Annotated in this window: 23 protein-coding genes; 10 read left to right on the top strand and 13 right to left on the bottom strand. The window is 58.4% G+C overall.

What is annotated here, in order from left to right:
* Window positions 1-76: 76 nt before the first annotated feature.
* Together V8J88_RS01020 and V8J88_RS01015 are read left to right on the top strand one after the other, a co-directional pair.
* Complete coding sequence (locus tag V8J88_RS01020; RefSeq protein ID WP_338847285.1) at window positions 77-1,288, top strand: carbohydrate porin; 1,212 nt, start codon at window positions 77-79, stop codon at window positions 1,286-1,288.
* A gap of 349 nt (window positions 1,289-1,637) precedes the next feature.
* Window positions 1,638-2,648 carry a substrate-binding domain-containing protein gene (locus V8J88_RS01015; protein WP_338847284.1) on the top strand — a complete coding sequence of 337 codons (1,011 nt, stop codon included), beginning with the start codon at window positions 1,638-1,640 and terminating at the stop codon, window positions 2,646-2,648.
* Between the two features lie 65 nt (window positions 2,649-2,713).
* On the opposite strand, the gene V8J88_RS01010 is transcribed toward V8J88_RS01015, so the two are convergent.
* The 7 genes from V8J88_RS01010 to V8J88_RS00980 all read right to left on the bottom strand — a co-directional run bounded on the left by V8J88_RS01010 (window position 2,714) and on the right by V8J88_RS00980 (window position 5,561).
* Entirely contained in the window at window positions 2,714-2,878 is a 165-nt protein-coding gene (locus V8J88_RS01010) for a hypothetical protein (protein WP_338847283.1), read from the bottom strand.
* Complete coding sequence (locus tag V8J88_RS01005; RefSeq protein WP_338847282.1) at window positions 2,865-3,065, bottom strand: hypothetical protein; 201 nt, start codon at window positions 3,063-3,065, stop codon at window positions 2,865-2,867. The genes V8J88_RS01010 and V8J88_RS01005 overlap by 14 nt, the downstream gene beginning before the upstream one ends.
* Entirely contained in the window at window positions 3,058-3,627 is a 570-nt protein-coding gene (locus tag V8J88_RS01000) for a hypothetical protein (protein WP_338847281.1), read from the bottom strand. Before V8J88_RS01000 ends, V8J88_RS01005 begins: the two co-directional genes overlap by 8 nt.
* Window positions 3,628-3,707: 80 nt before the next feature.
* Window positions 3,708-4,235 carry a hypothetical protein gene (locus V8J88_RS00995; RefSeq protein WP_338847280.1) on the bottom strand — a complete coding sequence of 176 codons (528 nt, stop codon included), beginning with the start codon at window positions 4,233-4,235 and terminating at the stop codon, window positions 3,708-3,710.
* Complete coding sequence (locus V8J88_RS00990) at window positions 4,211-4,795, bottom strand: hypothetical protein (protein ID WP_338847279.1); 585 nt, start codon at window positions 4,793-4,795, stop codon at window positions 4,211-4,213. The genes V8J88_RS00995 and V8J88_RS00990 overlap by 25 nt, the downstream gene beginning before the upstream one ends.
* A gap of 200 nt (window positions 4,796-4,995) precedes the next feature.
* A complete protein-coding gene (locus V8J88_RS00985) occupies window positions 4,996-5,286 on the bottom strand; it encodes a type II toxin-antitoxin system RelE/ParE family toxin (protein WP_338847278.1) in 291 nt (96 codons plus the stop codon).
* Entirely contained in the window at window positions 5,274-5,561 is a 288-nt protein-coding gene (locus V8J88_RS00980) for a ribbon-helix-helix protein, CopG family (protein ID WP_338849977.1), read from the bottom strand. Before V8J88_RS00980 ends, V8J88_RS00985 begins: the two co-directional genes overlap by 13 nt.
* 135 nt (window positions 5,562-5,696) lie before the next feature.
* On the opposite strand from V8J88_RS00980, the gene V8J88_RS00975 reads away from it, so the two are divergent.
* The 8 genes from V8J88_RS00975 (at window position 5,697) to V8J88_RS00940 (ending at window position 16,104) form a co-directional block, all read left to right on the top strand.
* Window positions 5,697-6,929 (top strand): glycerophosphodiester phosphodiesterase, encoded by a 1,233-nt coding sequence (locus V8J88_RS00975; protein ID WP_338847277.1) that lies wholly within the window; start codon window positions 5,697-5,699, stop codon window positions 6,927-6,929.
* Window positions 6,930-7,207: 278 nt separating this feature from the next.
* A complete protein-coding gene (locus V8J88_RS00970) occupies window positions 7,208-9,241 on the top strand; it encodes a carbohydrate-binding protein (RefSeq protein WP_338847276.1) in 2,034 nt (677 codons plus the stop codon).
* Between the two features lie 123 nt (window positions 9,242-9,364).
* Complete coding sequence (locus tag V8J88_RS00965; RefSeq protein ID WP_338847275.1) at window positions 9,365-9,808, top strand: hypothetical protein; 444 nt, start codon at window positions 9,365-9,367, stop codon at window positions 9,806-9,808.
* Window positions 9,809-9,964: 156 nt separating this feature from the next.
* A complete protein-coding gene (locus tag V8J88_RS00960; protein WP_338847274.1) occupies window positions 9,965-10,912 on the top strand; it encodes a 4-hydroxyproline epimerase in 948 nt (315 codons plus the stop codon).
* Complete coding sequence (locus V8J88_RS00955; RefSeq protein ID WP_338847273.1) at window positions 10,909-12,072, top strand: FAD-dependent oxidoreductase; 1,164 nt, start codon at window positions 10,909-10,911, stop codon at window positions 12,070-12,072. The genes V8J88_RS00960 and V8J88_RS00955 overlap by 4 nt, the downstream gene beginning before the upstream one ends.
* 58 nt (window positions 12,073-12,130) lie before the next feature.
* Entirely contained in the window at window positions 12,131-13,792 is a 1,662-nt protein-coding gene (locus V8J88_RS00950) for an FAD-dependent oxidoreductase (protein WP_338847272.1), read from the top strand.
* Between the two features lie 472 nt (window positions 13,793-14,264).
* Window positions 14,265-14,867: a PEP-CTERM sorting domain-containing protein gene (locus tag V8J88_RS00945; protein ID WP_338847271.1), complete on the top strand. Its 603-nt coding sequence runs from the start codon at window positions 14,265-14,267 to the stop codon at window positions 14,865-14,867.
* A gap of 109 nt (window positions 14,868-14,976) precedes the next feature.
* Complete coding sequence (locus V8J88_RS00940; RefSeq protein WP_338847270.1) at window positions 14,977-16,104, top strand: arginase family protein; 1,128 nt, start codon at window positions 14,977-14,979, stop codon at window positions 16,102-16,104.
* Between the two features lie 49 nt (window positions 16,105-16,153).
* Here the strand turns inward: V8J88_RS00940 and V8J88_RS00935 are convergent, their stop codons facing one another.
* From V8J88_RS00935 to gmd, 6 genes are all read right to left on the bottom strand, one after another.
* Window positions 16,154-16,906, bottom strand: coding sequence for a hypothetical protein (locus tag V8J88_RS00935; protein WP_338847269.1), 753 nt, complete (start codon window positions 16,904-16,906; stop codon window positions 16,154-16,156).
* Window positions 16,903-17,574, bottom strand: coding sequence for a hypothetical protein (locus tag V8J88_RS00930; RefSeq protein WP_338847268.1), 672 nt, complete (start codon window positions 17,572-17,574; stop codon window positions 16,903-16,905). Before V8J88_RS00930 ends, V8J88_RS00935 begins: the two co-directional genes overlap by 4 nt.
* A gap of 126 nt (window positions 17,575-17,700) precedes the next feature.
* On the bottom strand, window positions 17,701-18,864 hold the full coding sequence (locus tag V8J88_RS00925) for a glycosyltransferase family 4 protein (protein ID WP_338847267.1): 1,164 nt from the start codon (window positions 18,862-18,864) through the stop codon (window positions 17,701-17,703).
* Window positions 18,861-20,027 carry a glycosyltransferase family 1 protein gene (locus V8J88_RS00920; RefSeq protein ID WP_338847266.1) on the bottom strand — a complete coding sequence of 389 codons (1,167 nt, stop codon included), beginning with the start codon at window positions 20,025-20,027 and terminating at the stop codon, window positions 18,861-18,863. The genes V8J88_RS00925 and V8J88_RS00920 overlap by 4 nt, the downstream gene beginning before the upstream one ends.
* Window positions 20,024-20,932 (bottom strand): GDP-mannose 4,6-dehydratase, encoded by a 909-nt coding sequence (locus tag V8J88_RS00915; protein ID WP_338847265.1) that lies wholly within the window; start codon window positions 20,930-20,932, stop codon window positions 20,024-20,026. Before V8J88_RS00915 ends, V8J88_RS00920 begins: the two co-directional genes overlap by 4 nt.
* 33 nt (window positions 20,933-20,965) lie before the next feature.
* Complete coding sequence (gmd, locus tag V8J88_RS00910; RefSeq protein WP_338847264.1) at window positions 20,966-22,009, bottom strand: GDP-mannose 4,6-dehydratase; 1,044 nt, start codon at window positions 22,007-22,009, stop codon at window positions 20,966-20,968.
* Window positions 22,010-22,023 lie beyond the last annotated feature (14 nt).

Here is a 22,023-nt window from a genome sequence, read left to right as displayed (position 1 = left end):
CCGGGATTGCCAAAGACAACACATTCCCGGCGCCAGCCGATGAAAAATAACCATCCAGACCTTGGGAAGAATGAAGATGAAAAAAATGATGCAAAAAAGTCTGCCTGCAGCCCTGCTGCTGGCCCTGAGCGCATACGCTAACGCCGGCCTGCCTATCGATTTCGGCGGCTATTTCCGCTCCGGTTTCGGCACCAGCAGCGATGGCGGCAAAGAAGCTTGCTTCGGTTTGAATGGCGCCAGCTCCAAATTCCGCTTGGGCAATGAGTGCGAAACCTATGGCGAATTGAAATTCGGCGGCGAAGCCTTCAAAGCCAGCAACGGCATGACCATGCGCATCAACACCCTGGTGGCTTTCGCAGTGAATCAGGAACACGATTGGGAAGACACCAAACCGGCTTTCCGCGAAATGAATGTGGTGGCGGAAAACATCGGTTCCGGCGCACTGGCCAAGGCCAAAGCATGGGTCGGCAAACGCTATTACGACCGTCATGATGTGCATATCAGCGACTACTATTTCTGGGCCAACACCGGTCCTGGCGCCGGGATTGAAAACATTGATCTGGGCGGCGCCAAGCTGGCGTATGCGATTTTGCGCACCACCGCTTACGACGACACCCGCCGCACCGGCTTTGCGCACGATGTGCGTTTCTCCGGCATCAAGACCAATCCGGATGGCGAACTGACAGTCGGCGTGCAATTCAACCAAAAACGCGTTGGCAGCAACGCCAAAGACGTGGCCAGCGGCTATTTGCTGAATTTGATGCACACCCAGGGCAATCTGTGGGGCGGTTTCAATAAGCTGAGCCTGGCGTATGGCAAAGGCAGCGGCGTGGGCACCGGCGGCATCAATTTTGATGCGGGCAAAGATGATTCCGTGTTCCGTCTGGTGGAACAGATTCAGGTGCAACCGTCCGGCAGCCAATGGTCGGCCATGGGCACGTTTGTGTATGAAGACAAGAAAATTTCCGGCAAGCACAGCAAATGGACCTCGATCGGCGTGCGCCCGGTGTACCACTTTGCTGACAATATGAGCCTGGCGATGGAAGTCGGCCATGACAACGTCAAGCAAGACGGCATGCCGAGCCGCAATCTGACCAAGTTCACGATTGCGCCGCAACTCTCCGCCGGCAACAGCTTCTGGTCGCGTCCGGTGCTGCGCGCTTACTACACCTACGCCCGCTGGAATGACGCCGCGCGCGGCGCGGATAACCGTGGCATCGCCAACGGCACTTTCGGCACGGCGAATAACGGTTCGACCGTCGGCGTGCAAGTCGAAGCCTGGTGGTGATCGCGCGCATGCGGCAACGATGCGCCGCATGACAGTTTGAAGGGCGCTGTACGCGCCTGGCAGGAAACCGGGGGCCGGGTTTGCATGGTCCGGCCCTGGTCAGGCGCCTGTTTTGCAGGCGCCGGTTGAGGCAATTCAAGCCCGGCTTGGGCTTGGGCTGTTTCGAGTACGTCGGCCCGTGTTGGGGTACATGGGCTGACTCGGCGACAGGCGCATCGCGCCTTTATGCAGGCGCTTGCCGCTCCAGGCAAGCGCCTCTTTTTTTGTGCGCGCCGGACGCCGGCATGCCACCCCTTGCCAGGGAAACAGGTATCATTGCGCGATCCACCCGGCTTTACCATGAAACGCGATGAATCTGAAAAACCTTGCCAAAACCCTGGGCATTTCTGAAACCACGGTCAGCCGCGCCTTGAATGGCTATCCGGAAGTCTCGGAACGCACCCGCGCACGCGTGCTGGCGGCAGCGCAGGCTGCAGGCTACCGTCCGAATCCGATGGCGCGCAGTCTGGCGGTCGGGCGCACCAATGTGATTGGCATCATCTACCCGCTGCAGCCGAATGATTTAAGCGACCCGATGTTTATGGAAATCGTCGGCGGCATGTCGGAAACGCTGGATGCGCGCCAAATGAGCCTGGTCTTATCGCCCGTGCCTTCGCATAAAGAATTCGCCGCCTATGAACGGCTGGTGCAAAGCCGGCGCGTGGATGGTCTGGTGGTGGGGCGCACCCGCATCACAGATCCGCGCATCAGCCTGCTGCTGAAATCCGGCCTGCCCTTTGTGGCGCACGGGCGCACCCAAATGGATGAGGAATACGCCTGGTTTGATTATGACAATGAAGCCGGGATGCGGCTGGCGGTGAACCGCCTGCTGGCCTTGGGACACAGCAAAATCGCTTTGATTTCGGCGCCGCTGGACATGAATTTTGCGCGCCAGCGCTATGACAGCTTCCTGCACACAATGCGCCAGGGCGGGCATGAGCCTGAGCCGGCGTTTTTGCTGGAAAACACCATCGACCGCCGCAGCGCCTACAAAGCAGCGCGCATGCTGCTCGAAAAACACCAGCGCCCGACCGCCATCATTGTGGACAATCATATGTCCGGCGTAGGCGTGATGCGCGCCCTGCTCGACGCCAAGGTGGAAATCGGCAAAGAAGTGTCGCTGGTGGTGTGGGGGGAAATGGAAGATTCGCTGGCCGGTTATAACGTGACCACGGTGCACCAGCCGGAACCTGCGCGCGCCGGCGTCAAAATGGTGGAAATGATGCTGGCCCTGCTGGACGGCGCCGCCCCCGCCAGTTTGCAGGTGCTGTGGCAGCCGGTGCTGTTTTTGGGGGAAACGGCGGGGCCGTGTTTGGATTGAGTTCAGGATTTTGCGACTTGCAATACCGCCTTCACATTTGCTGAAGGCGTCGCTGCTGCGAAAATTTACTTTTGTTTTAGAGTAACTTGTTTTACTTCTTCTGCATACTGCTCCGTTCGCACTTGCATGAGCAAAAAATTCAGTTCATGCATGATTTTTCCTTCCATATTTTTCAACCTTGCATGCGCCTCTTCAATTGACCTGACTTCGTCAATCTCATTTTTCTTCATGATCAGATTCCCCTCGTACTTCTTTCATCAAGCGATGGAAAGACAATTCATCTTTTGGCCCGTGCAGAATAGGATTGTTACCGGCAATTTCTGTCAGATCAGCATCCAATCCTTGCAACCTGGCCAAATCCTGCTGTAATCCCGACATGTTTTTTTCCATCCACTGCTTCAATTCTTCCTCAGTCATAACTCAACCTCGCTGACAAATATGTGACCACGCCCATGCGGTTCCTGTGAGGGGAAAAACCCCGCTCCTGATATTTTCCAGCCAAGCGCTCATTCATCGGCTCACACAACAAGACTTCTTTACATCCTAACAGGCGGGCATATGCGAACGCAGCAAACAGGATAATCGTCAGTGTATGGCCCGAAAGAGGATTATCAAGCGGATTGCGCGCCAATAGATGAATTTTCAAGCTCAATTTCTTTTTGGTCGGCACGCCATAGCAGAGCGCGCATAAGCATCCACCTGAAAACAGTGCTGCATCAAATCTTTTACATGCATTTTTAGCCTGATAATTATCGTAAGCTGCAACCCAGCTCCAGCTTGCCTGCTTTTCATGTGCTGCCCACTTCTTGCTCCACTGATCGCCTTCAACTGCATTGCCATAGCTGATTTCTTGCAGCTTCACGCCAAGCGCATGAAAGTTCTTCTCGGTAATCTGGTATGCAATACGCCTCAGCTGTTGATAATGCTCAACCGTGGCGGAAAAACTTCTGTTAACTACGGATTTATCTACTTTCTCCATGCAAACTCTTTTCGATTATAAAAAATATCAACCAAAAATAATGAAACATAGCCGACAATAGTTTTACAGAACCAGTGCGCTCACGCCGCTCTCGGCTGCAACATGCGCACGCGCGGATCAGCCCAGGCCGGCAAATCTTCCTGCTGCTGTTGCTGCAAAACCGCTTCGATGCGCTCGGATGGCAGCTCGGTGCGCCAGGCGAAAGCCTGTTCATTCAGATGCCGCACCAGCGCCCACATTTCATCGCGGATGTCTTGCGGGGTGGATTTGGGCAGGGTGCGGATGCGCGCCAGCACTTCCTGTAATTGCTCGCGGTTTTGCTCCAGCATGGTGGCGCGATGACCGCGCAAGCTGTGCATTTGCAAGAGCACGGCGATGATCACGCCGCAGGCGCACAGCAAAATGGAAAGCACCAGCGCCGGCAATTGCAAGGCTTGCGCCAAGCCCCAGGCCAGGCATAAACCGCCCAGACCGCCGGCCAGACCGGCCAGGGTAAGGTGATGTTGCCGGCCCAGGCCGCCGGCGCGTTCCTGATATTCCTGCAAAGCCTGGCGGCTGGCGCGGTTGGTTGCGGCCAGGGTTTTCAAGTCGATTTCGGTGACAGCCATTTGCTCGCCTCCCCATTCAATAAGTCACGATTCAACACCAAGCGCCGCGCTCTTTCCTGCGCTGCGCGCGACAACGCCACATCGGCGCGCAATTCGCGCAAACGATGCAAATAAACCAGGGTGGACGCCATGGCGAACAAACACAGCAAAAGCAGCGCCGGCACCCAATCCAACCAGGCCGGCGTGGCATACTGCGCTGCGCTTTCAGCCATGGGGACAGGTGAAGTCATTTGCGCTGGCGCATTCAGGGCTGCGCTGCGGGTTTGCGCCGTGCGCGCAGCAGCGCCGGGCGGCCCCGCCTGGGTCTGCGCTTGCAATGGCGCGGTGGCGATCAGCGGCGCCGGCTGCGCCGGCATGCTCATGCTGCGCACCATGTGCAAGAGCATGGGCAAGGCCAGGGTGAAGGCAGCTAAAGCCAGCGCAAACACAATCCAGCTGGCGGCGGCAATCCGCATGCGCAGACGCTCCAGCAGCGCGTCAAAGGCAAACAACTGCCCCTCGGCCACCGTCAGATTGGTGGTGATTTGCTTCCAGTCTTCAAAATCATGCCAGTCATGCATCGCCGCGCTCCCCGCCTTTTTCACACAGGCAGTATGCAAGATGGGGCGGCGGGACAAAACGCGGAGTAAGCGCCAAAACCGGGGCTTGCTCAAGATTTTGCCGACAAAAGGAGCAACCCGACTAATCGCTATATGCCACAGCAACAAGCAGCCAATCACCGAGTGCTCTCACTGACTGTCGAATACAGCTGATCCGCGTGTCAGAAACCGGCTTCCCGCTGATGCCGAACCCGGAGCAAAGTTATTATCTCCGGCCCGCCCCTATAGCGCACCACATAGCCACTGGCGCCGAAATCAATCAACCAATCCCGGAATTCTGCAGGTAAATTGTCAATCTGCCGGCCCATCTCCGGCTGGTGACTCAAGATGTTGACCCCGGCCCGCAGTGCGCGGATGGCGCGCTTAGCCACGGCAACATCTTTATTGGCAAGGAAACGGTAGTGTCGCTGCATATCCTGCAACGCTGCAGGCGACCAGATCAAACGTGGCATACAGGCGGCTCGCTATCCTTGCCCTGCTCCAATTCAGCCAACCAGGCATCCGCCTCTTCCGCACTCACGTGCAAACCGCTGCTGCGAAAATCTTCCCAGGCTTGCAGTGCGTCTTGACGGAATGTTTCGCGCTTTTCTTCACGCTCGACATATTGGCTGATCGCCTCGTGCATCAAGCCTGAAGCCGGGCGCTGTTGGACATCAGCCAAACGCTCAAGGCGTCCATTCATCTCTGCATCCAAGTGCAAAGTTATCCGATGATTTGCGGTGCTCATAATCGCCTCAGTCGATTCTATCCATTCACCAACATAGCACATTTCCCCCACCCGCCAAAATCCAAACTCTGCCGTCATCCGGATGAAATAAGCCACTGCCATGATGTGCGCATTTCCGCAGCTCATCATTTCATCATGACACCTCAACGCACCATTTTTGCCGCCTTGCTTGCGGCCAGTTTCGCCGCCAGCTTGAGCGCATGCGGCGGCAGCACGCAAGTCACGCCGGCGGCGCAAAGCGGCAGCCAGCAAAAAAGCGCCGCACTGAAAAGCTTGAATCAGCAAACCCCGCTGGTGATTGCGCATCGCGGCGCGTCGGGATATTTGCCGGAACACACCTGGGAAGCCTTTGTGCGCGCCATCGAACTGGGCGCGGATGCGATTGAACCGGATCTGGTGTCCACCAAGGATGGCGTGCTGATTGCGCGCCATGATCCGAATCTGGCGTACAGCACCGATGTCGCCAACCGCCCTGAATTCGCCAGCCGCAAGCGCAAAATGAGCGTCGATGGCGAACAGCAGGAAGGCTGGTTTGCCTCTGATTTCACGCTGGCGGAAATCAAAACCCTGGGCGGCATCAGCACTGACGCCGAGCGGCCACAGCAATTCAATGGCTTGTACAAAATCCCCACGCTGCAGGAATTGATTGATCTGGTGAAAGCCAAATCGACTGCGGCGCGCCCGATTTTGCTGTACCCGGAAACCAAAAACCCCAGCTTTCACCGCGCGCTCGGTCTGCCGCTGGAAGAAAAACTGGCGCAAACGCTGCAAGCCGCCGGCTGGATGGGCAAAGAGGCGCCAATCTTTGTGCAAAGCTTTGAACCGGGCAGCTTGAAACGCCTGCGCCAACTCGGCGTGCAAGTGAAAATGGTGCAATTGATCGACGCTGACGATGTGGATTTAAGCAGCGGCAAACTGACTTACGCCGCACCATATGACCGTCCCTATGACTGGCATCTGAGCGGAGACAAGCGCGGCTTTGCCGATATGGTGACGCCAGCCGGATTGGCCGAAATCAAGACTTATGCGGATGGCATCGGCCCCTGGAAACCATATCTGATCCCGGTCAAGGGACAGCTTGGCGCTGACGGCAAAGCCAAGGACGTGAATGGCGATGGCAAAGTGAATTGGGCCGACGCCAGCATGCAAGCCCCCACCAGCCTGCTGGAAGATGCGCATAAGGCCGGCCTGTTTGTGCACCCTTACACCTTCCGCAATGAAAAGCGGCGCCTGACGGCGAACTTGAACAATGACCCGCTGGCCGAATACAAGCAGTTTTACCAGCTGGGGGTGGATGGTTTGTTCACTGATTTCACAGACACTGCCTTGCAGGCGCGTAAAGATTTCCTCTCCGGAATCGGCCAATAAGCCTGTTCCCCCGCATATCCGCACTGTCCCTCTACAGCCCTTCTCTGCCCCGCGCCCGCTGTCCGCAGCGCGTGCGGGGTTTTTCATTGCAGCGGCAGGGCCTGCTCCCGCCGCATCATCCAGCCTGCGCCACATTAAAACCAATGCATTACCAAACAAATACCAATTTACATATTGGTATTATCATGCCAAAATCCCCGCGCCGCCCGGCATACGGCGGCGCACGCAGATAAGACCAGGCGCACATGCGCCGGGTCGCCATAATCAAGGGGACAATCATGCATCAATCAGGAACACGGCAGCGCGCTCAGGCCTGGCGCCTTTGCGCAGCATCTGTCGGTCTGCTCAGTATTTTGCCGGCAGCGGCCTTCACTTCCGCCAGCAGCGGCATCATTGTGGACGGTTATGACCGCGCCGGCTTATTCGGCCCGGCGGGCGCAAGCTTGAACGGCAAGCCTTACCGCCTGAGCCAAGAGGAACGGGCGGGACAACTCCATGTGCAAGTCAGTGTCGATGGCCGCAGTTTCAGCTATCAATTGCCGCTCAGCGCGCAAAGTCTGACGTTTGCGCAATCGCTCAGCATCCGTGGCCACGGCGGGCCGGATGTGGTGGACAGCTTGCAGCATGGCGCCACCGGCATCGCTGCCGCAACAGGCGGCAATTTGCATCTGCAACATATGCACGGCATGCAATCAAATGACACGCCATTGAGCGGCCTTGGCCCCCAGGATCAGGCGCGGCGTTTGCAAGGTTGGCAAGCCAAGACGCAAAGTTTTGCGCTGTTTCGCGCAGAACGCGAACATGAGCCGCAAGCGCACACTTTTTTCATGGCCGGATTAGACCGCTTGCAATGGAATGAAGCGACGCCGGGACAGGCCAAGATTCAATTTGTGGATACGCACGGGCTTTCTTCCGGCAGTCTGCTGCAAATTGGGTGGACGAAATGGTGGGGTGCGCCGGCCCAACGCTGGCAATTACTGCGCAACGGGGTCGAGGTCTGCCACGGCGTATTGCCAACCGAGGCCGGCGCACAGCAGATGCAGCAGGCCGGCTGCGCGGCGGCGGCGGGGCCGGGAATCAATCAATTTGTGGTGCGTTTATGCCAGGGCGATTTGTGCAGCGAGAGCGAAGCCTGGCTCGGCCACTGGCCAGGCGCCAGTCAGGATGCTGCGGCGCCGGCATGGCAGGCCGGACAGGTGTATCTGGCGGGCCAACGCGCACACCAGAATGGCCGGCTGTATCAGGCGAATTGGTGGACGCAAAGCGCGCCAGAGCAAGATCAAAGCGGGGCCTGGCGCATGTTGTCGCCGCGTTTCAGCGCCAGCGCCCGGGCGCAGGTGACAAACTGGAAAGGCGATGCGGCTGCGGCCTATTCAATTCTGTTTGATGATTATTGCGGCTGGAGCAATGACGCCGGGCAATTGCTGGGAGAGCGCGAATTGGCGGCGCGCGGGCTGAGTGCGGCGTTCGGCGTGATGCCGGGCGCTTGCGGCGATGAAGCCTGGTCGCCGCATTGGCCGAATTTGCGCGCCTTCATCGCACGCGGGCATGAGGTGTTTAACCATTCCTGGGACCATGGCCACCCGCTGGATGCGGATTGGGCCTGGAAGAAATGGGGCGGCAATGATCTGGAAATTCTGCAATCAACCCGCATGGTGGAGCAAAAACTGGGCGGCTATAAGATGCGCTTTTTTGCCTTTCCTTATGATGTCGCCAGCGAAGAGCAGTTGCGCTACCTGAAAATGCGCGGGCAATATCTCGGCTCGCGCACACCGAATTACTGGCAGGCAAATGGCGTGAACCCGGCGCAGATTGAAGACCCGCTGCGCTTGCGCTTCCAGGTGTACGCCGCAGCCGATCAGGCTGCCGGCAATCCGGCTTCGCTGGAAGGCTTGTTGCGCGACACATTGGAGCTGGGCGGCTGGGGCATCCGCGTATTCCATTCGGTGCAAGATGAATATTACGAATCTGTGCCGCTGGCGCCATACCGCGCCCATTTAGACCAGCTGCAAGCATTGCAGCAAGCCGGGCGCTTGTGGGTGGGGACAGTCAGCGATGTGCTGGAATACGCCATGGCGCGTCAGCATTGCCCGCTGGCCCCGCTGCAAGCCGGCGAACGTGCGCTGATCTTGGGCTTTGCCGCACAGTCAGACGCCTGCCGGCGCTATGCGCGGCCCTTGAGCATCAAGCTGCACGGCGCGCCTGGGGCCCTGGTGAAACAGGGCGGGCGCATTTTGCCTGCGCGCGCGGCGGCTGACGGCGGCTTGCTGTTTGAAGCCCATCCGCTGGAGGGCGATGTGACGCTGGAGTAAGCTTGGCGGGCGGCGCGGCTGCAGCTGCGCCGCTGCTGGAATTTGCACTCTACTCAGAAGCCATTCCCCTGCCCCCGCACTCTCCCTACAATACGCGCACTTTCAACCTTTGGAGCTGTGCATATGCGTCTTGTGTCGATTCTTCTTTCCAGCAGTCTGTTGTTCGCGCTTACTTCCCCGGCGCAAGGATCGACCGGTATGCCTGCTTGCAATGCGCCGTCGCAGTGCGCCGCATTCGCCTTGACTGAATATGCCGCGTTTGCGCCGGCTTGCGCGGAAATGAAAAGTCCGCATGCTTCAGCGCTGCAGCAAGCCTGGCAGAGCTGGAAGCTGAATCAATTGCCGCTGGCTGAATTGAAAGCGCTGCAAGACGCTGGCAATCCGCAGCGCCAGCAAATCTTTGCCGCCGTCAACGCCCATCTGCGCGCGCTGACGCCGGCGGATGCGCAAACCGAGTGCCAGGGCCGGCTCGAAATCATGCAGGCGGAAGATCTGGAGCTGTTCAGCGACCATTATCCCAAGGCCGGCATCTGGCTGGTGCAGCAAATCAAGGCGCATCAGAAGTAAGCCCCCTGCCTTGCGCCGCCCAGCCGGCGGCGCGAAAAAAATCCCGCCAGCAGTGCACAGAAGCTCGCACACAGGCACAAAATCTATGCAGAATTCGTCATACGTCTGGCCACATTCCGGCAAGACGGCAAACCGTCTGCTTGCTATTCTGTGCTTATGAAAACCATCACTTTTATTGATTCCCACACCGGCGGCGAACCGACCCGTCTGGTGCTGTCCGGCGGCCCCGATCTGGGCGACGGACCTCTGGCCGAACGCGTCACACGCTGGCGCGAGGATTTCGACCATTACCGCAGCGCTATCGTGTGCGAGCCGCGCGGCTCGGATGTGCTGGTGGGTGCGCTGTTGACTCAAGCGCATGCGCCGGAATGCAGTTTTGGCGTGATTTTTTTCAATAACGCCGGCTATCTCGGTATGTGCGGACACGGCATGATAGGCGTAATCGCCTCCCTCGCCGCTCTGGGCAAAATCCAGGCCGGCCAACATCAGATCGACACCCCGGTGGGCGTGGTGCAAGTCGAATTGCACGCTGACCGCAGCGTCACTTTGCGCAATGTGCCGGCCTACCGTCTGCATCATGCGCTGCAAGTGGATGTGCCGGGCATCGGTATGGTGAGCGGCGATGTGGCCTGGGGCGGGAATTGGTTTTTCCTGATTGCTGAACATGGCCAGCGCATTGCGCTGGAGAATGTGGAGGCGCTCACCGATTACAGTTGGCGCGTGCGGCAGGCGCTCAAGGCGCAAGGCGTGTGCGGTGCGGATGGCGCGGAAATCGATCATATCGAGTTATTCGGCGCGCCGGATCTGGGCTTGAGCGCGGCGGACAGCCGCAATTTTGTGCTGTGTCCCGGCAAGGCGTATGACCGCTCGCCCTGCGGCACCGGCACCAGCGCCAAGCTGGCTTGTCTGGCGGCGGATGGCAAGCTGGCGGCGGGCGACTGGTGGCGCCAGCAAAGCATTACCGGCAGCGTGTTCAACGCCTCGTATGTCGCGCTTGAAGATGGCAAGATCCGTCCCACGATCCGGGGCAGCGCGCACATCAATTTGCGCGGGGAATTGCTGTTGGATGAAAACGACCCGCTGTGCTGGGGTTTGCGGCCATGAGCGCGCAGCGCGCCACGGCGGATGTGCTGGTGCTGGGCGGCGGCATTATTGGGGCCGCGCTGGCGCAGCGTTTGTCCACGCTGGGTGCGGATGTGCTGCTGCTGGAGGCCGGCAGTTGCGGTAATCAAGGCGCCACCGCCGCCGGTATGGGGCATTTGGTGGTGATGGATGACAACCCGGCGGAGTTGGCCTTGAGCGCCTGGTCTTGCGCGCTGTGGCGCGAGTGGACAGCGCAAGACCCGCAAGCGCATGAGTACAGCCGCTGCGGCACGCTGTGGATTGCCGCTGATGCGGAAGAAATGCAGGCCGCGCGCGCCAAGGCGCAGCTGTTGCAAGCGCATGGCGTGGCGTGCGAGTTGTTGGATGAGGCCGCCTTGCGTGAGGCCGAGCCGCAATTGCGCCATGGTCTGGCGGGCGGTTTGCGGGTGTGCGATGACGGCATTGTGTATGCGCCGAAAAGCGTCAGCTGGCTGTTGGCGCACAGCGGCCCGCGTTTGCGTCTGCGCCAGGGACAGGCGGTCAAGCTGTTATGGGATGCGGCGCAACCGGCGCGCGCGATCGGGGTGGCATGCGCCGATGGCAGTCAGATTCATGCGGCCCAGGTAGTGTTAGCGAATGGCATGGGGGTATTGCAATTGGCCCCGGAACTGCCCTTGCGCGCCAAGCAAGGCATGCTGGCGATTACTGACCGCTATCCGGGCTGGGTGCGGCATCAGTTGGTGGAATTGGCGTATATCAAAAATGCGCACGCCAGCAGCGGCGATTCTGTCGCCTTCAATGTGCAGCCGCGCCCAAGCGGGCAAATGATGATCGGCTCTTCGCGTCAATATGACCGGCAAGAGCGCAGTTTGAATCATGCTTTGCTGGGACAGATGTTGCGCCTGGCGTGCAGCTTTTTGCCGCAATTGGCGCAGCTGAATATTATCCGCTGTTGGAGCGGGGTGCGTTGCGCCAGCCCGGATGGGCTGCCTTTGCTGGGGCCGCATCCGCGCCACCCCGGTTTGTGGCTGGCTTGCGGACATGAGGGTCTGGGCGTGACCACCGCCCCGGCCAGCGCGCATTTGCTGGCGGCGCAGATCATGCAGCTGCCATGCGAGCTGAATCCGCAAGACTATGCGCCGGCGCGCTTTGATGCGCTGGCGCCAGCGCTGGCGGCTTGAAGCAGATGACGTCACAGCCGCCGGCTGTTTTTATTTCTCCCCTGTGCAGGAGGCCGCCATGAACGGGCCATTTGAGATTTTTATCAATCAACGTCCGCATCAAGTCATGCCTGGGCAAACGGTGGCGGCGGCGCTGGCCATCCATGCCGATGGCGTGACGCGCATTGCGCCGGATGGGCGCCGCTGCACGCCTGTCTGCGGCATGGGAATCTGTCAGGAATGCCGGGTGGAGATCAATGGCGCGGGACAGCAATTGGCTTGCCAGACTTTATGTGCGCCCGGCATGCAAATCCGGCAGGCGGGACATGACACGGCGCCCGCGACAGCGCAGCCCTGGGCAGGCGCTGCTCCGCTTCCTGCGGCGCTGGCGCAAAGGCATTATCAAGTGGTGGTGATTGGTGCCGGGCCGGGCGGGCAGGCGGCGGCTTTGCACGCGGCGCGCGCCTTGTTGCCGCACGGCGGCACGGTGGCGCTGGTGGATGACAATCCCGCCCCCGGCGGCCAGGTGTGGCGCGGCGCGCTGCAGGATGCGCAAGGCGATGCGGCGGCGCGCCAGAGTTGGCAAGCTTTGCAGCAATTGCCGAATCTGGATTGGTATCCGGCCTGCAAGGTGGTGCGGGCGCAAGCCGCCAGCCAGCGCGCGGCGGATCGCCACAGCCTCTTATTGCAAAGCGCAGCGCATGCGCCGGCAGATCCACAGGCGCGCCTGGGCGCGGGCCAGGCGCTCGAATTGCAGTGTGAAAAATTGATTTTAGCCAGCGGCGCGTGCGAACAACTGCTGCCTTTTCCGGGCTGGACTTTGCAAGGCGTCAGCGGTCTGGGCGGTTTGCAGGCGCTGGCCAAAGGCGGCTGGCCGGTGGCGGGCAAGCGGATCGCGCTGGCCGGCAGCGGCCCGCTGCTGCTGGCGGTGGCGGCTACCTTGCGCGCACGCGGCGCGCACATTGTCTTCATCGCAGAACAATGCGGCTGGCGCCAGCTGGCCGGCTTTGCGGCGGGGCTGCTGGCCACGCCAGGCAAATTGGCGCAAGCGCTGCGTTTAGGCTGGCCAGCGCTGCGCGAAAATTGGCGCAGCGCCTCTTATGTGCTGGCGGCGCATGGCGATGCGCAAGGGCGTTTGCAATCCATCACCATTCAGGCCGGCCAGGCCCGCTATCAAATCGCTTGCGATTATCTGGCCTGCGGCTTTGGCTTATTGCCGAATACGCGGCTGGCGCACACGCTGGATTGCGCTTTGCATGAGGGAGCGGTGTGGGTGAATGCTTTGCAAAACACCAGCCAAGCCGGGATCTGGTGTGTGGGTGAAGCCTGTGGCGTGGGCGGTATGGATAAGGCGCGCATTGAAGGCCGGATTGCCGGCCTGGCTGCCGCTGGCGATCTGGCAGGCGCGGGCGCTCCTGCCTTGCAGAAAGAGCGCCTGCGCTGGCAGGGATTTGCCGCCCGCTTGGCGCAGGCGTTTGCGCTGCGTCCGGAGGTTTTGCAATTAGCGCAGGATGACACCCTGATTTGCCGTTGCGAAGCCGTGCCGCTGGCGGCTTTACGCCCGCATCACGAGTGGAAAAGCGCCAAAATGCAGCGCCGTTGCGGCATGGGCGCTTGCCAGGGACTGGTGTGCGGCAGCGCGCTGCAAGCGCTGAATTGGCCCGGCGCCGGGACGATTGAGGCGCAATGCCGCGAACCGCTCGCGCCGTGCCGGGTCGAAACCCTGGCGCAGCAAAGCTGATATGCGCAGATCTGCACATCAAGCGGCGCCGCCCGCTTGATGCAAGCGCTTTGACGTTTTTTTGAAAAACCTGCTTGCTTTACGGCAATCAATTCCTTATAATTTCCCGAGTGCAATAAAGCACGTCTCAACAAAAAGCCAGACAATCAGGTTTGCCCCTTGCAGTTTGCATCCCTGTATTACTCTATAAATCTCCCGCACAGATGCTGCGGCATTTTTATGGATGTCGTGCGTTTTAAAAATACAACCTGAATTTTCTTTCGCAAAGCTGTATTTCCCGGCTTATTACAAGCCGATGGTTGCATATTGCCTGAATAAATATTTCTTCAGTAAATACATTATTTATTTACTGCTGCAGAACGCTATATTCCGCGTCTGTCCGGCAAATGTTGCGCAAACATGTTTTATCAAGCTGAAAATGATTCCGGCTTTTATCAGCCGGATTACCCCCCACTGTTTTCATGGAGTAAATATGATCGTCAAGAAATTACTGGCTGCTGCACTCTGTCTGAGCGCTTTTGGCGCTGCCCACGCTGAATCGCAAATCGTCAATCTGGACGCCTGGTACAATGGCGGCCCGTTTGACCGTGAAGCCCACCTGCGTAATCCGGTGCTGTTTCAAGCCACCCAAATCGGCCAATATAAAATCGATTTTCTGAGCCCGTCCACCAGCGGCGCATCGCATACCGCCTGGAATGCCTGGGGCAATGTGCAGAACTGCAATGCGCAAGGCGGCGCTTGCAGCAATGGCTGGATGAATTTTTTCCGCTATGACGAAGTCGGCAATACCGATATTAATCAGGTTAAAACCGTTGGCGATTATGGCCGCTGGTCTTCCGCTGAACTGTCTTTTGCCAAAGCACAGGAATTGGGCCCGCAATTTATCAATGTGACAGCGCCGACCACGCTGCGCTTCTTCATCGCTGATAACTGGCACAATGATAATAATGGCGGCGTTTCCTTCATGATTTCCACTCCTGTGCCGGAAGCTGAAACATATGCCATGATGCTGGCCGGCCTGGGCGTGCTTGGCATGCTGGCGCGCCGCCGCAAATCGGCACAAGCGATCAGCTGATCTGTTCGCTATCCACAAAAAAGCCGGGCTGCGCGCCCGGCTTTTTGCTATGCAGACAGCAAACGCGGCATCGCGTTAAAATTTCATTTTCTCTCATCTGGCCGCGCTCATGAATACCACCCTCTCCCCCTTGCTGCAAACCCTGTCGCAATGTCTGTGCCCGCCGGGTGAAGGCGTGTACACCGTGCATACCGGGCGCGAGCGGCGCAATGCTTTGCAGGAAAAACTGTTCGGCGCGGCTGCCCTGGCCAATGGTCAGGTGCGACAAGCCTGGCTGGATGGTTTGCAAGCCAATCTGGCGCAAGCTTCTTGCGCGGTGCTGGGCATTGCGTCTGACTGCGGCGGCGGGATTCAACGCGGGGCGAATTGGGGACCGCTGTTTTTACGCTCGGCCATGTTGCAGGCGCAGGATATGCCGCAAGCGCTGGATCTGGGCGATGTGCGTGTGATTCCACATCTCTTGCACGATAAATATTTGAATACGGAAACGCTGGCGGCGTGCCGCGCCGCCTTGTATCCAACCCTGTCCGCCGAGGCCGCTGCAGATTTGCCGGTGGCGCCGCTGTCGATTGCGGAACGGGTGGCGCACGATGTGCAACAGGCTTTGCCGCATCTCAAGCTGTTTATGATAGGCGGCGATCATTCGGTGAGCTATCCGATGGTGCGCACCTGGCTGGCAGCGCGTCAGGCGGGCGGACGCGCGGCGCTGATTCATTTCGATGCGCATACCGATTTATTGCAAACCCGGCTGGGGATTGATTTGTGCTTTGGCACCTGGACCAGCCAGATTTTCCCCTGGCTGGCGTCGCCGCAGCATCTGGTGCAAATCGGCATCCGCGCCAGCGGACGCGAGCGCGGGCACTGGGAGAGCACCTTCGGCCATGTGCAATATTGGAGTGAAGAGACGCGCCAATTGGGCGCGGCGCAGCAGGCGGCGCAAATCTGTGCGCATCTGCACAAACTGGGCGTTGAGGAAATCTATATTTCTTACGATATCGACTGCCTGGATCAATCTTTGGCCGGGGCCACCGGCACGCCGGAAGATGGCGGCATGACGGTTGAAGAATCGCTGCAGATTATTCAAGCGCTGTGCGCGCAATTCACCCTGAGCGGGGCGGATATTGTGGAAATTGCGCCGATGGTGAAAGCGCCCGGCGTGGCGCAAAACGAACCGGAAACCACGCTGGCCTCGGCCTGTGCGCTGGCGCGGCCGATGTTGCAGGCGATGGGCGCCTGATTATTTTGAATTTGCAGGCGCGTTTCATGCGTCTGCAAATCCCCCGGGTTTATCGCTCTACTTCCGCCTTGGGCGCTGCTCCTTGTTGACATTCCTGATGAAATTGTACAAACCGCTCAATATTCTCAAACATCAATTCAGCACGCCCGCTATCTTGAGTACATCCCCTCACCACAAGATCAAAACCCGGGTTATTAAGTAATTTATGCAACTCCATTGCAAGAAAGCCCTGCATTTCCAGCCCGGCTGAATTCAGCTCATCAAATATTGTGCTGCGCCCATCAAACAATATAAGCAAATCTTCAACATCCGTGCTGCCAAGGGGATCATTATTGCCACGCCCCAGCCATGCCTCAAGCTTGGTTGCAACAAAATATTGTGGTGAAATTAAACGTATTTTCTGCTCCGGCTCACCCGGCAAACAGCGCCACGCAGCGTCACGCAAGGCTGGCCGATACCAGCGATTGGAAAAACCTAATATACCTTCATCATCAGGCATAAAATCCACCCTGAGTTTTTCCGTCTTCAACTTCATTGCACAAACTGGCGCATCCGCATCTATGCATTCCGAAAAACCGCATTTTCTCAATTTTTCTTGCAACTGATACCAGCCTGCACGGCCAATAATGTTGACGATCACATCCACATCTTTAGTATGTCGGACATGCTCTTTTGCCAGATCGTCATCTAAAAACAAGCTTGTGGTTGCGCCGCCCACAAAAGCCAAGTCCTTCAATAAATCTTCACCAAGCGCAGCAGCAACCGTTCGCAACATCCAAACATTATCCGCCAAGGCGCTCATCCAGCCCCCTTCATGATTTCTACCAATTTATCTGCAGCAAGCTTACGTTCTCTGGCCATACCAACTCTGATGGAATCGACCAACGCCAGCATAGAATATAAATATGGATCAGCCTTCACTGCATTTGGCGCCGTTTTAAACAGCGGCGCCAGAACTTGCCCCTTGGTCTGCCCTCGCGGGTCCGGCCAAATCAGCGGCGTATCGCCACCGCTGACAAGCACCTCCCGCAAGACCGGCGCGGCCCATGTGGTGGCAATCCCGCGCCCTATCTCGGCAGGCTTCACCGGGAACACATAACGCAGCCCATGAATAATAAACTCAGTCAAGCCACTGATATTTACACGCGGCGTTCCACTGAGGCGATCCTGGATCGCCAAACCTGAGAAATAACTCCGGTGCAAGGCCACACTGACTTCTGACTTGCTGACACCGGTACTTTCAGCCAATGAACGAATACTGCGCAGAGACTCATAATAAGTTTGCCCTGCATCTGAATCAGCCTCATGCAACGCGCTCTTGTAAGCAAAGCGCAATTCGCCTTGTGTAATCAACTCAACTTCCTCAATCTCCCAATCTTCCCAAGCCCCCGCTTGATAGCTGACTATCTTTTTTTCTTGCAGAGAGATACTGGCAAGTTTGAGTAATATAAGAATATCTTGACTTTTCATTTCAGCGCCACATCAATCGTCCTCAGTCCCAAAACAAAGGACACCCGACATCGAAAAAAATAATAATGTCAACCTCTTTCCGCGTCAAGCGGGTGCAGACAATTCAAAGGCGCTCGAACCAAACACTCAGCTGCGTTGCGCCAGCCCCGGTTTGCCCGCCGCCGCGCCACGCCCGGCGTGGTCGGCCAGGACTTGGCGGTACAGCGCGACATAGCGCTCGGCCATTTTGTCGGCGGTGAATAATTGCCAGTAGCGCTGTTCTGCGCGGCGGCCCATTTCTTGCGCCATTTGCGGGTTGTCCCACAGCGTTTGCATGGCGGCGCGCAGGGCTTGCGGGTCGCTCGGCGGGGCCACCAGGCCGGTTTCCTGGTGGTTGTTGATATAGCTGGTGCCGGTGCCGATTTCACTCGACACCATGGGCTTGCCGTACATCGCCCCTTCCAACAAAGAAATGCCGAAGGCTTCTGAACGCAGGTGCGAGGGAAACGCCAGAGCGTAGCAAAGTTTAAGCAGGGCCACTTTGTCTTCTTCCGGCACGGCGCCGACAAAGCGCACATTGTTCAACTTCAAGCGCGCCGCGTGTTCTTTTAATTCTGCTTCAATCGGCCCGGCGCCGACGATCACCACCGGGAACGGCGCGCCGGCGGCGGCTTCGAGCAGGATGTGCAAGCCCTTGTAATAGCGCAGGACGCCGACAAACAGGAAAAAGCGCTCGCCGCATTCGGCGCGCCATTTCTGCATCAGTTCCGCACTTGGCTCCGGGTAAATGCTCTTGTCCAGGCCGTAGGTGATGACTTCGGCCTTGTCGCGGTATTGCGCCAGCACCGGGCTGGAGGCCATATAGTTGGGCGAGGTGGCGATGATGCGATCGACATTGCCCAGAAAACGCCGCATCAAAGGCTGATACAGGCGCATTAAATTTTTCTGGCGCACGATATCTGAGTGGTAGGTCAGAATGCTGGGTTTATTCACGCGCGCCAAAAAGTGCGCCAGATCCATGAAGGGCCAGGGAAAATGGTAGTGCACCAGATCCGCTTCACGCGCCAATTGGCTCAGGCGCATGATCGAGCGCGCGGAAAAGCCGGTCGAGGCGATTTCAAAATCAAGCGGCACGCGCTCGATTTTGTGGCCTTCATATTCCAGGCTGAAATCCTGTTTGGCGCGGGTCAGCGTCAAGACGGTGTGATCGATGCCAAGGCGGCCTGAGCCGACACACATCTGGCGTATCACTTGTTCGATGCCGCCAAAGCTGTCCGGATAGTAGGTGCGATAAAAATGCAAAACCTTCATCGGTATGCCGCCTTATAAACATTGACAGTATTGCGCACGCAGGCGTCCCAGCTCAATTCCCTGGCGCGCGCCAGGCCGCGTTCTCGGGCCGCTGCGCGCCAGTGCTCATCTTGCAGGCCGCGCCGCAAATTTTCTGTGATATCGCGCACATCCGCCGGTGTCACCAGCAAGGCGGCGCCGGCCGCCACTTCCGGCATGGAAGAACAGTTCGAGGTCAACACCGGCACGCCGCTGGCCATCGCTTCCGCAAGCGGAATCCCGAATCCTTCGTACCAGGAAGGATAGACAAATAAACGGCTGCCGGCGTACAAAGCCGGCAAATGGCTTTGATCGGCGAAACCCAGATAATGCAACCAGCCTTCGCTGTGCGCTTGCTGCAGTTGCTGGTGGATGTTGTCGCTCAACCAGCCGGGGCCGCCAGCCACCACCAGCGGCCATTGCTGCCGCTCCGCCGGCGGCAGGGCGCGATAGGCGGCCAGCAGATTTTCCAGATTTTTACGCGGCTCGATGGTCGAGACAAACAGGCTGTAACCGTCATGGCGCAAGCCATATTGCTGCAACACGGCGGCGGTTTGCTGCGCGCTGCGCGGCTGGTAGGCTTCGTCCACGCCGACCCATACGGTATGCACTTTCTGCGGCGGCAAATTGAATTGCTGCAAGACTTCCTGCCGCACCGCTTCGGAATCGGTAATCACGGCGGCGGCGCGCTGCAGCGCTTGCGGCACGTCGCGTTTCATGCGCTCCACGCGCAGGCGCGGATGCCAGTCGGCATGCCGATACACCGATAAATCGTGAATCGTCACCACGGAGGGGATGCGGGATTGCGGCACAAAGAAATTCGGGCCGTGGAACACGCCTTCGCGCACCTGGTTCAAGCGGCGCGCCGCCAGCATCGGGCGCACCCGCTGATACAGCGCGGAGGCTGCCGGCAGTCGTGCGGCGATGCGGCGCAAACCGGCTTTCAAGCCGCCCGCGCTGCCGGCGGCAGGCGCGCCGCCGCGCAAACTTTCCAGCGGCGGCAAGCCGCACCAAAATCCATCCGACATATAGCGCACTTGTTCGACATCAGCGAATTGCGGCAGGCGCGTCGCCAACTCCCAGGCATAGCGCCCGATCCCGGCCAAGGGAGGGTGAATTGCTTCAATCGACAGCACGACTTTCATGCCGGCTCCTGCAACATCCATTCCAGGGTTTCGCTCAATCGGGGACTGGGCGCATCATCCAGGAAATGACGCAATTTGCGGTTATCGCCAGCTAAGCGGTACACCTCATTACTGCGCACAAAAGCAGGGTTGACTGCAACTTCCAGACTGTGACCGCTGAATTCGCGGCACAAGTCCAATACCTGTTGCAAGCTGGTGGCGTGGCCTGAGCAGACGTTAAATGTCTGGCCGGCGCTGTGCGGATGTTGCAATAAGCTGTGATAAATGCGCACCAAATCGCGCACATCGGAAAAATCGCGCGCCACCGCCAGATTGCCCAGCTCAATGCGGCTGGCGCGACGACGGAAATGTTGCACGATTTTGGGAATCAAAAATTGCTCAGACTGGCCGCGCCCGGTGTAATTGAATGGCCGCACAATGCACAGCGGCAGTTTGTCTTGCCACAAGCGCGCCATGTATTCCATCGCCAGTTTGCTGACGGCGTAATCATTGGCCGGGGCCGGCGGCTGTTCTTCGGTAATCAATCCGGTATCCGCATTGCCGTAGATATTCGCGCTGGAGGCCAGCAATACGGCTTGCGGGGTTTTACTTTGCGCCGCCAGCGCCGCCAATAAATTGCGGCTGCCGATCAAATTGGTTTGGTACAGCGCATCCGGTTTGCCGTGACCGACAAAGGCAATCGCGGCCAGATGCGCCACCCAATCCGGCTGCGCCTGCTCAAGCGCGGCGGCCAGGCTGTCCGGGTCGCCCAAATCGGCTTGCAAATGGCGCGCCGCTTGCCCCGGGTGTGCGCTCAAGCCCCAGACTTCATGCCCGGCGGCTTGCAAACATGCTTCCAAATAGCGGCCAGTAAAGCCGCTGATGCCGGTAATTAATACCCGTTTCCCGCTGCTGGCTGTATTCATGGCTGCAAAGGCGCGTGGCGCCTGTATTTGGTTTTAGAAAGAAAAACCGGCCTGATTGCGGCGCAGGTCGGCCTGCACCATCATCTGACACAGTTGCTCCAGACTGGTCTTGGGTTGCCAATCCAGCACATCCTTGGCTTTTTGCGGATCGCCGATCAGGAGATCGACTTCAGCTGGCCGATAGTATTTGGGATTGATGCGCACCAGCACCCGGCCACTCTTGCTGCAGTGCCCGGTTTCCTGCTCTCCACCGCCTTGCCATTCAATGTCAAGATTGGCGGCTTTGAAGGCCATGCTGACAAAATCGCGCACCGTTTCGGTGCGGTTGGTGGCCAGCACAAAGGTGTCCGGCTGCGCCGCCTGCAGCATGCGCCACATACCTTCCACGTATTCCTTGGCGTATCCCCAGTCGCGTTTGGCGTCGAGATTGCCCAGTTCCAGCACTTGCGCCTTGCCGAGGGCGATTTTGGCCACGGTGTCGGTGATTTTGCGTGTCACGAATTCACGTCCGCGCAGCGGCGATTCGTGGTTGAACAAAATCCCGCTGGCGCCGAAGATGTCATACGATTCGCGGTAATTCACCGTGATCCAGTGCGCATACAGCTTGGCGACGCCATACGGGCTGCGCGGATAGAACGGGGTGGTTTCGATTTGCGGAATCGACTGCACTTTGCCGAACATTTCCGAGGTTGAAGCCTGGTAGAAGCGGATTTTCGGGTTGACGATGCGGATCGCTTCGAGCAGATTCAGCGGGCCGATGCCGGTGATTTCGGCAGTCGTGACCGGCTGCTCAAACGAAACGCCGACAAAGCTTTGCGCCGCCAGGTTATACACTTCCTGCGGCTGATGTTGCTGCATCAGGCGGATGCTGGCCGACAGGTCGGTCAGATCGTATTCCACCAATTGCAGATTGGGGTGATTGGCGATGCCAAGTTCTTCAATGCGCCAGAAATTCACCGAACTGGTGCGGCGATATGTGCCGACCACACGATAGTTTTTTTCCAACAACAGTTCTGCGAGATAGGCCCCATCCTGGCCGGTAATACCTGTGATGACGGCTGTTTTTTGTTGATTCATGGCTGCACCAGCTT

It is taken from the genome of Massilia sp. W12 (assembly GCF_037300705.1).
Lineage (GTDB): Bacteria > Pseudomonadota > Gammaproteobacteria > Burkholderiales > Burkholderiaceae_D > JACPVY01.
This window is presented reverse-complemented; position numbering and strand designations above follow the sequence as displayed.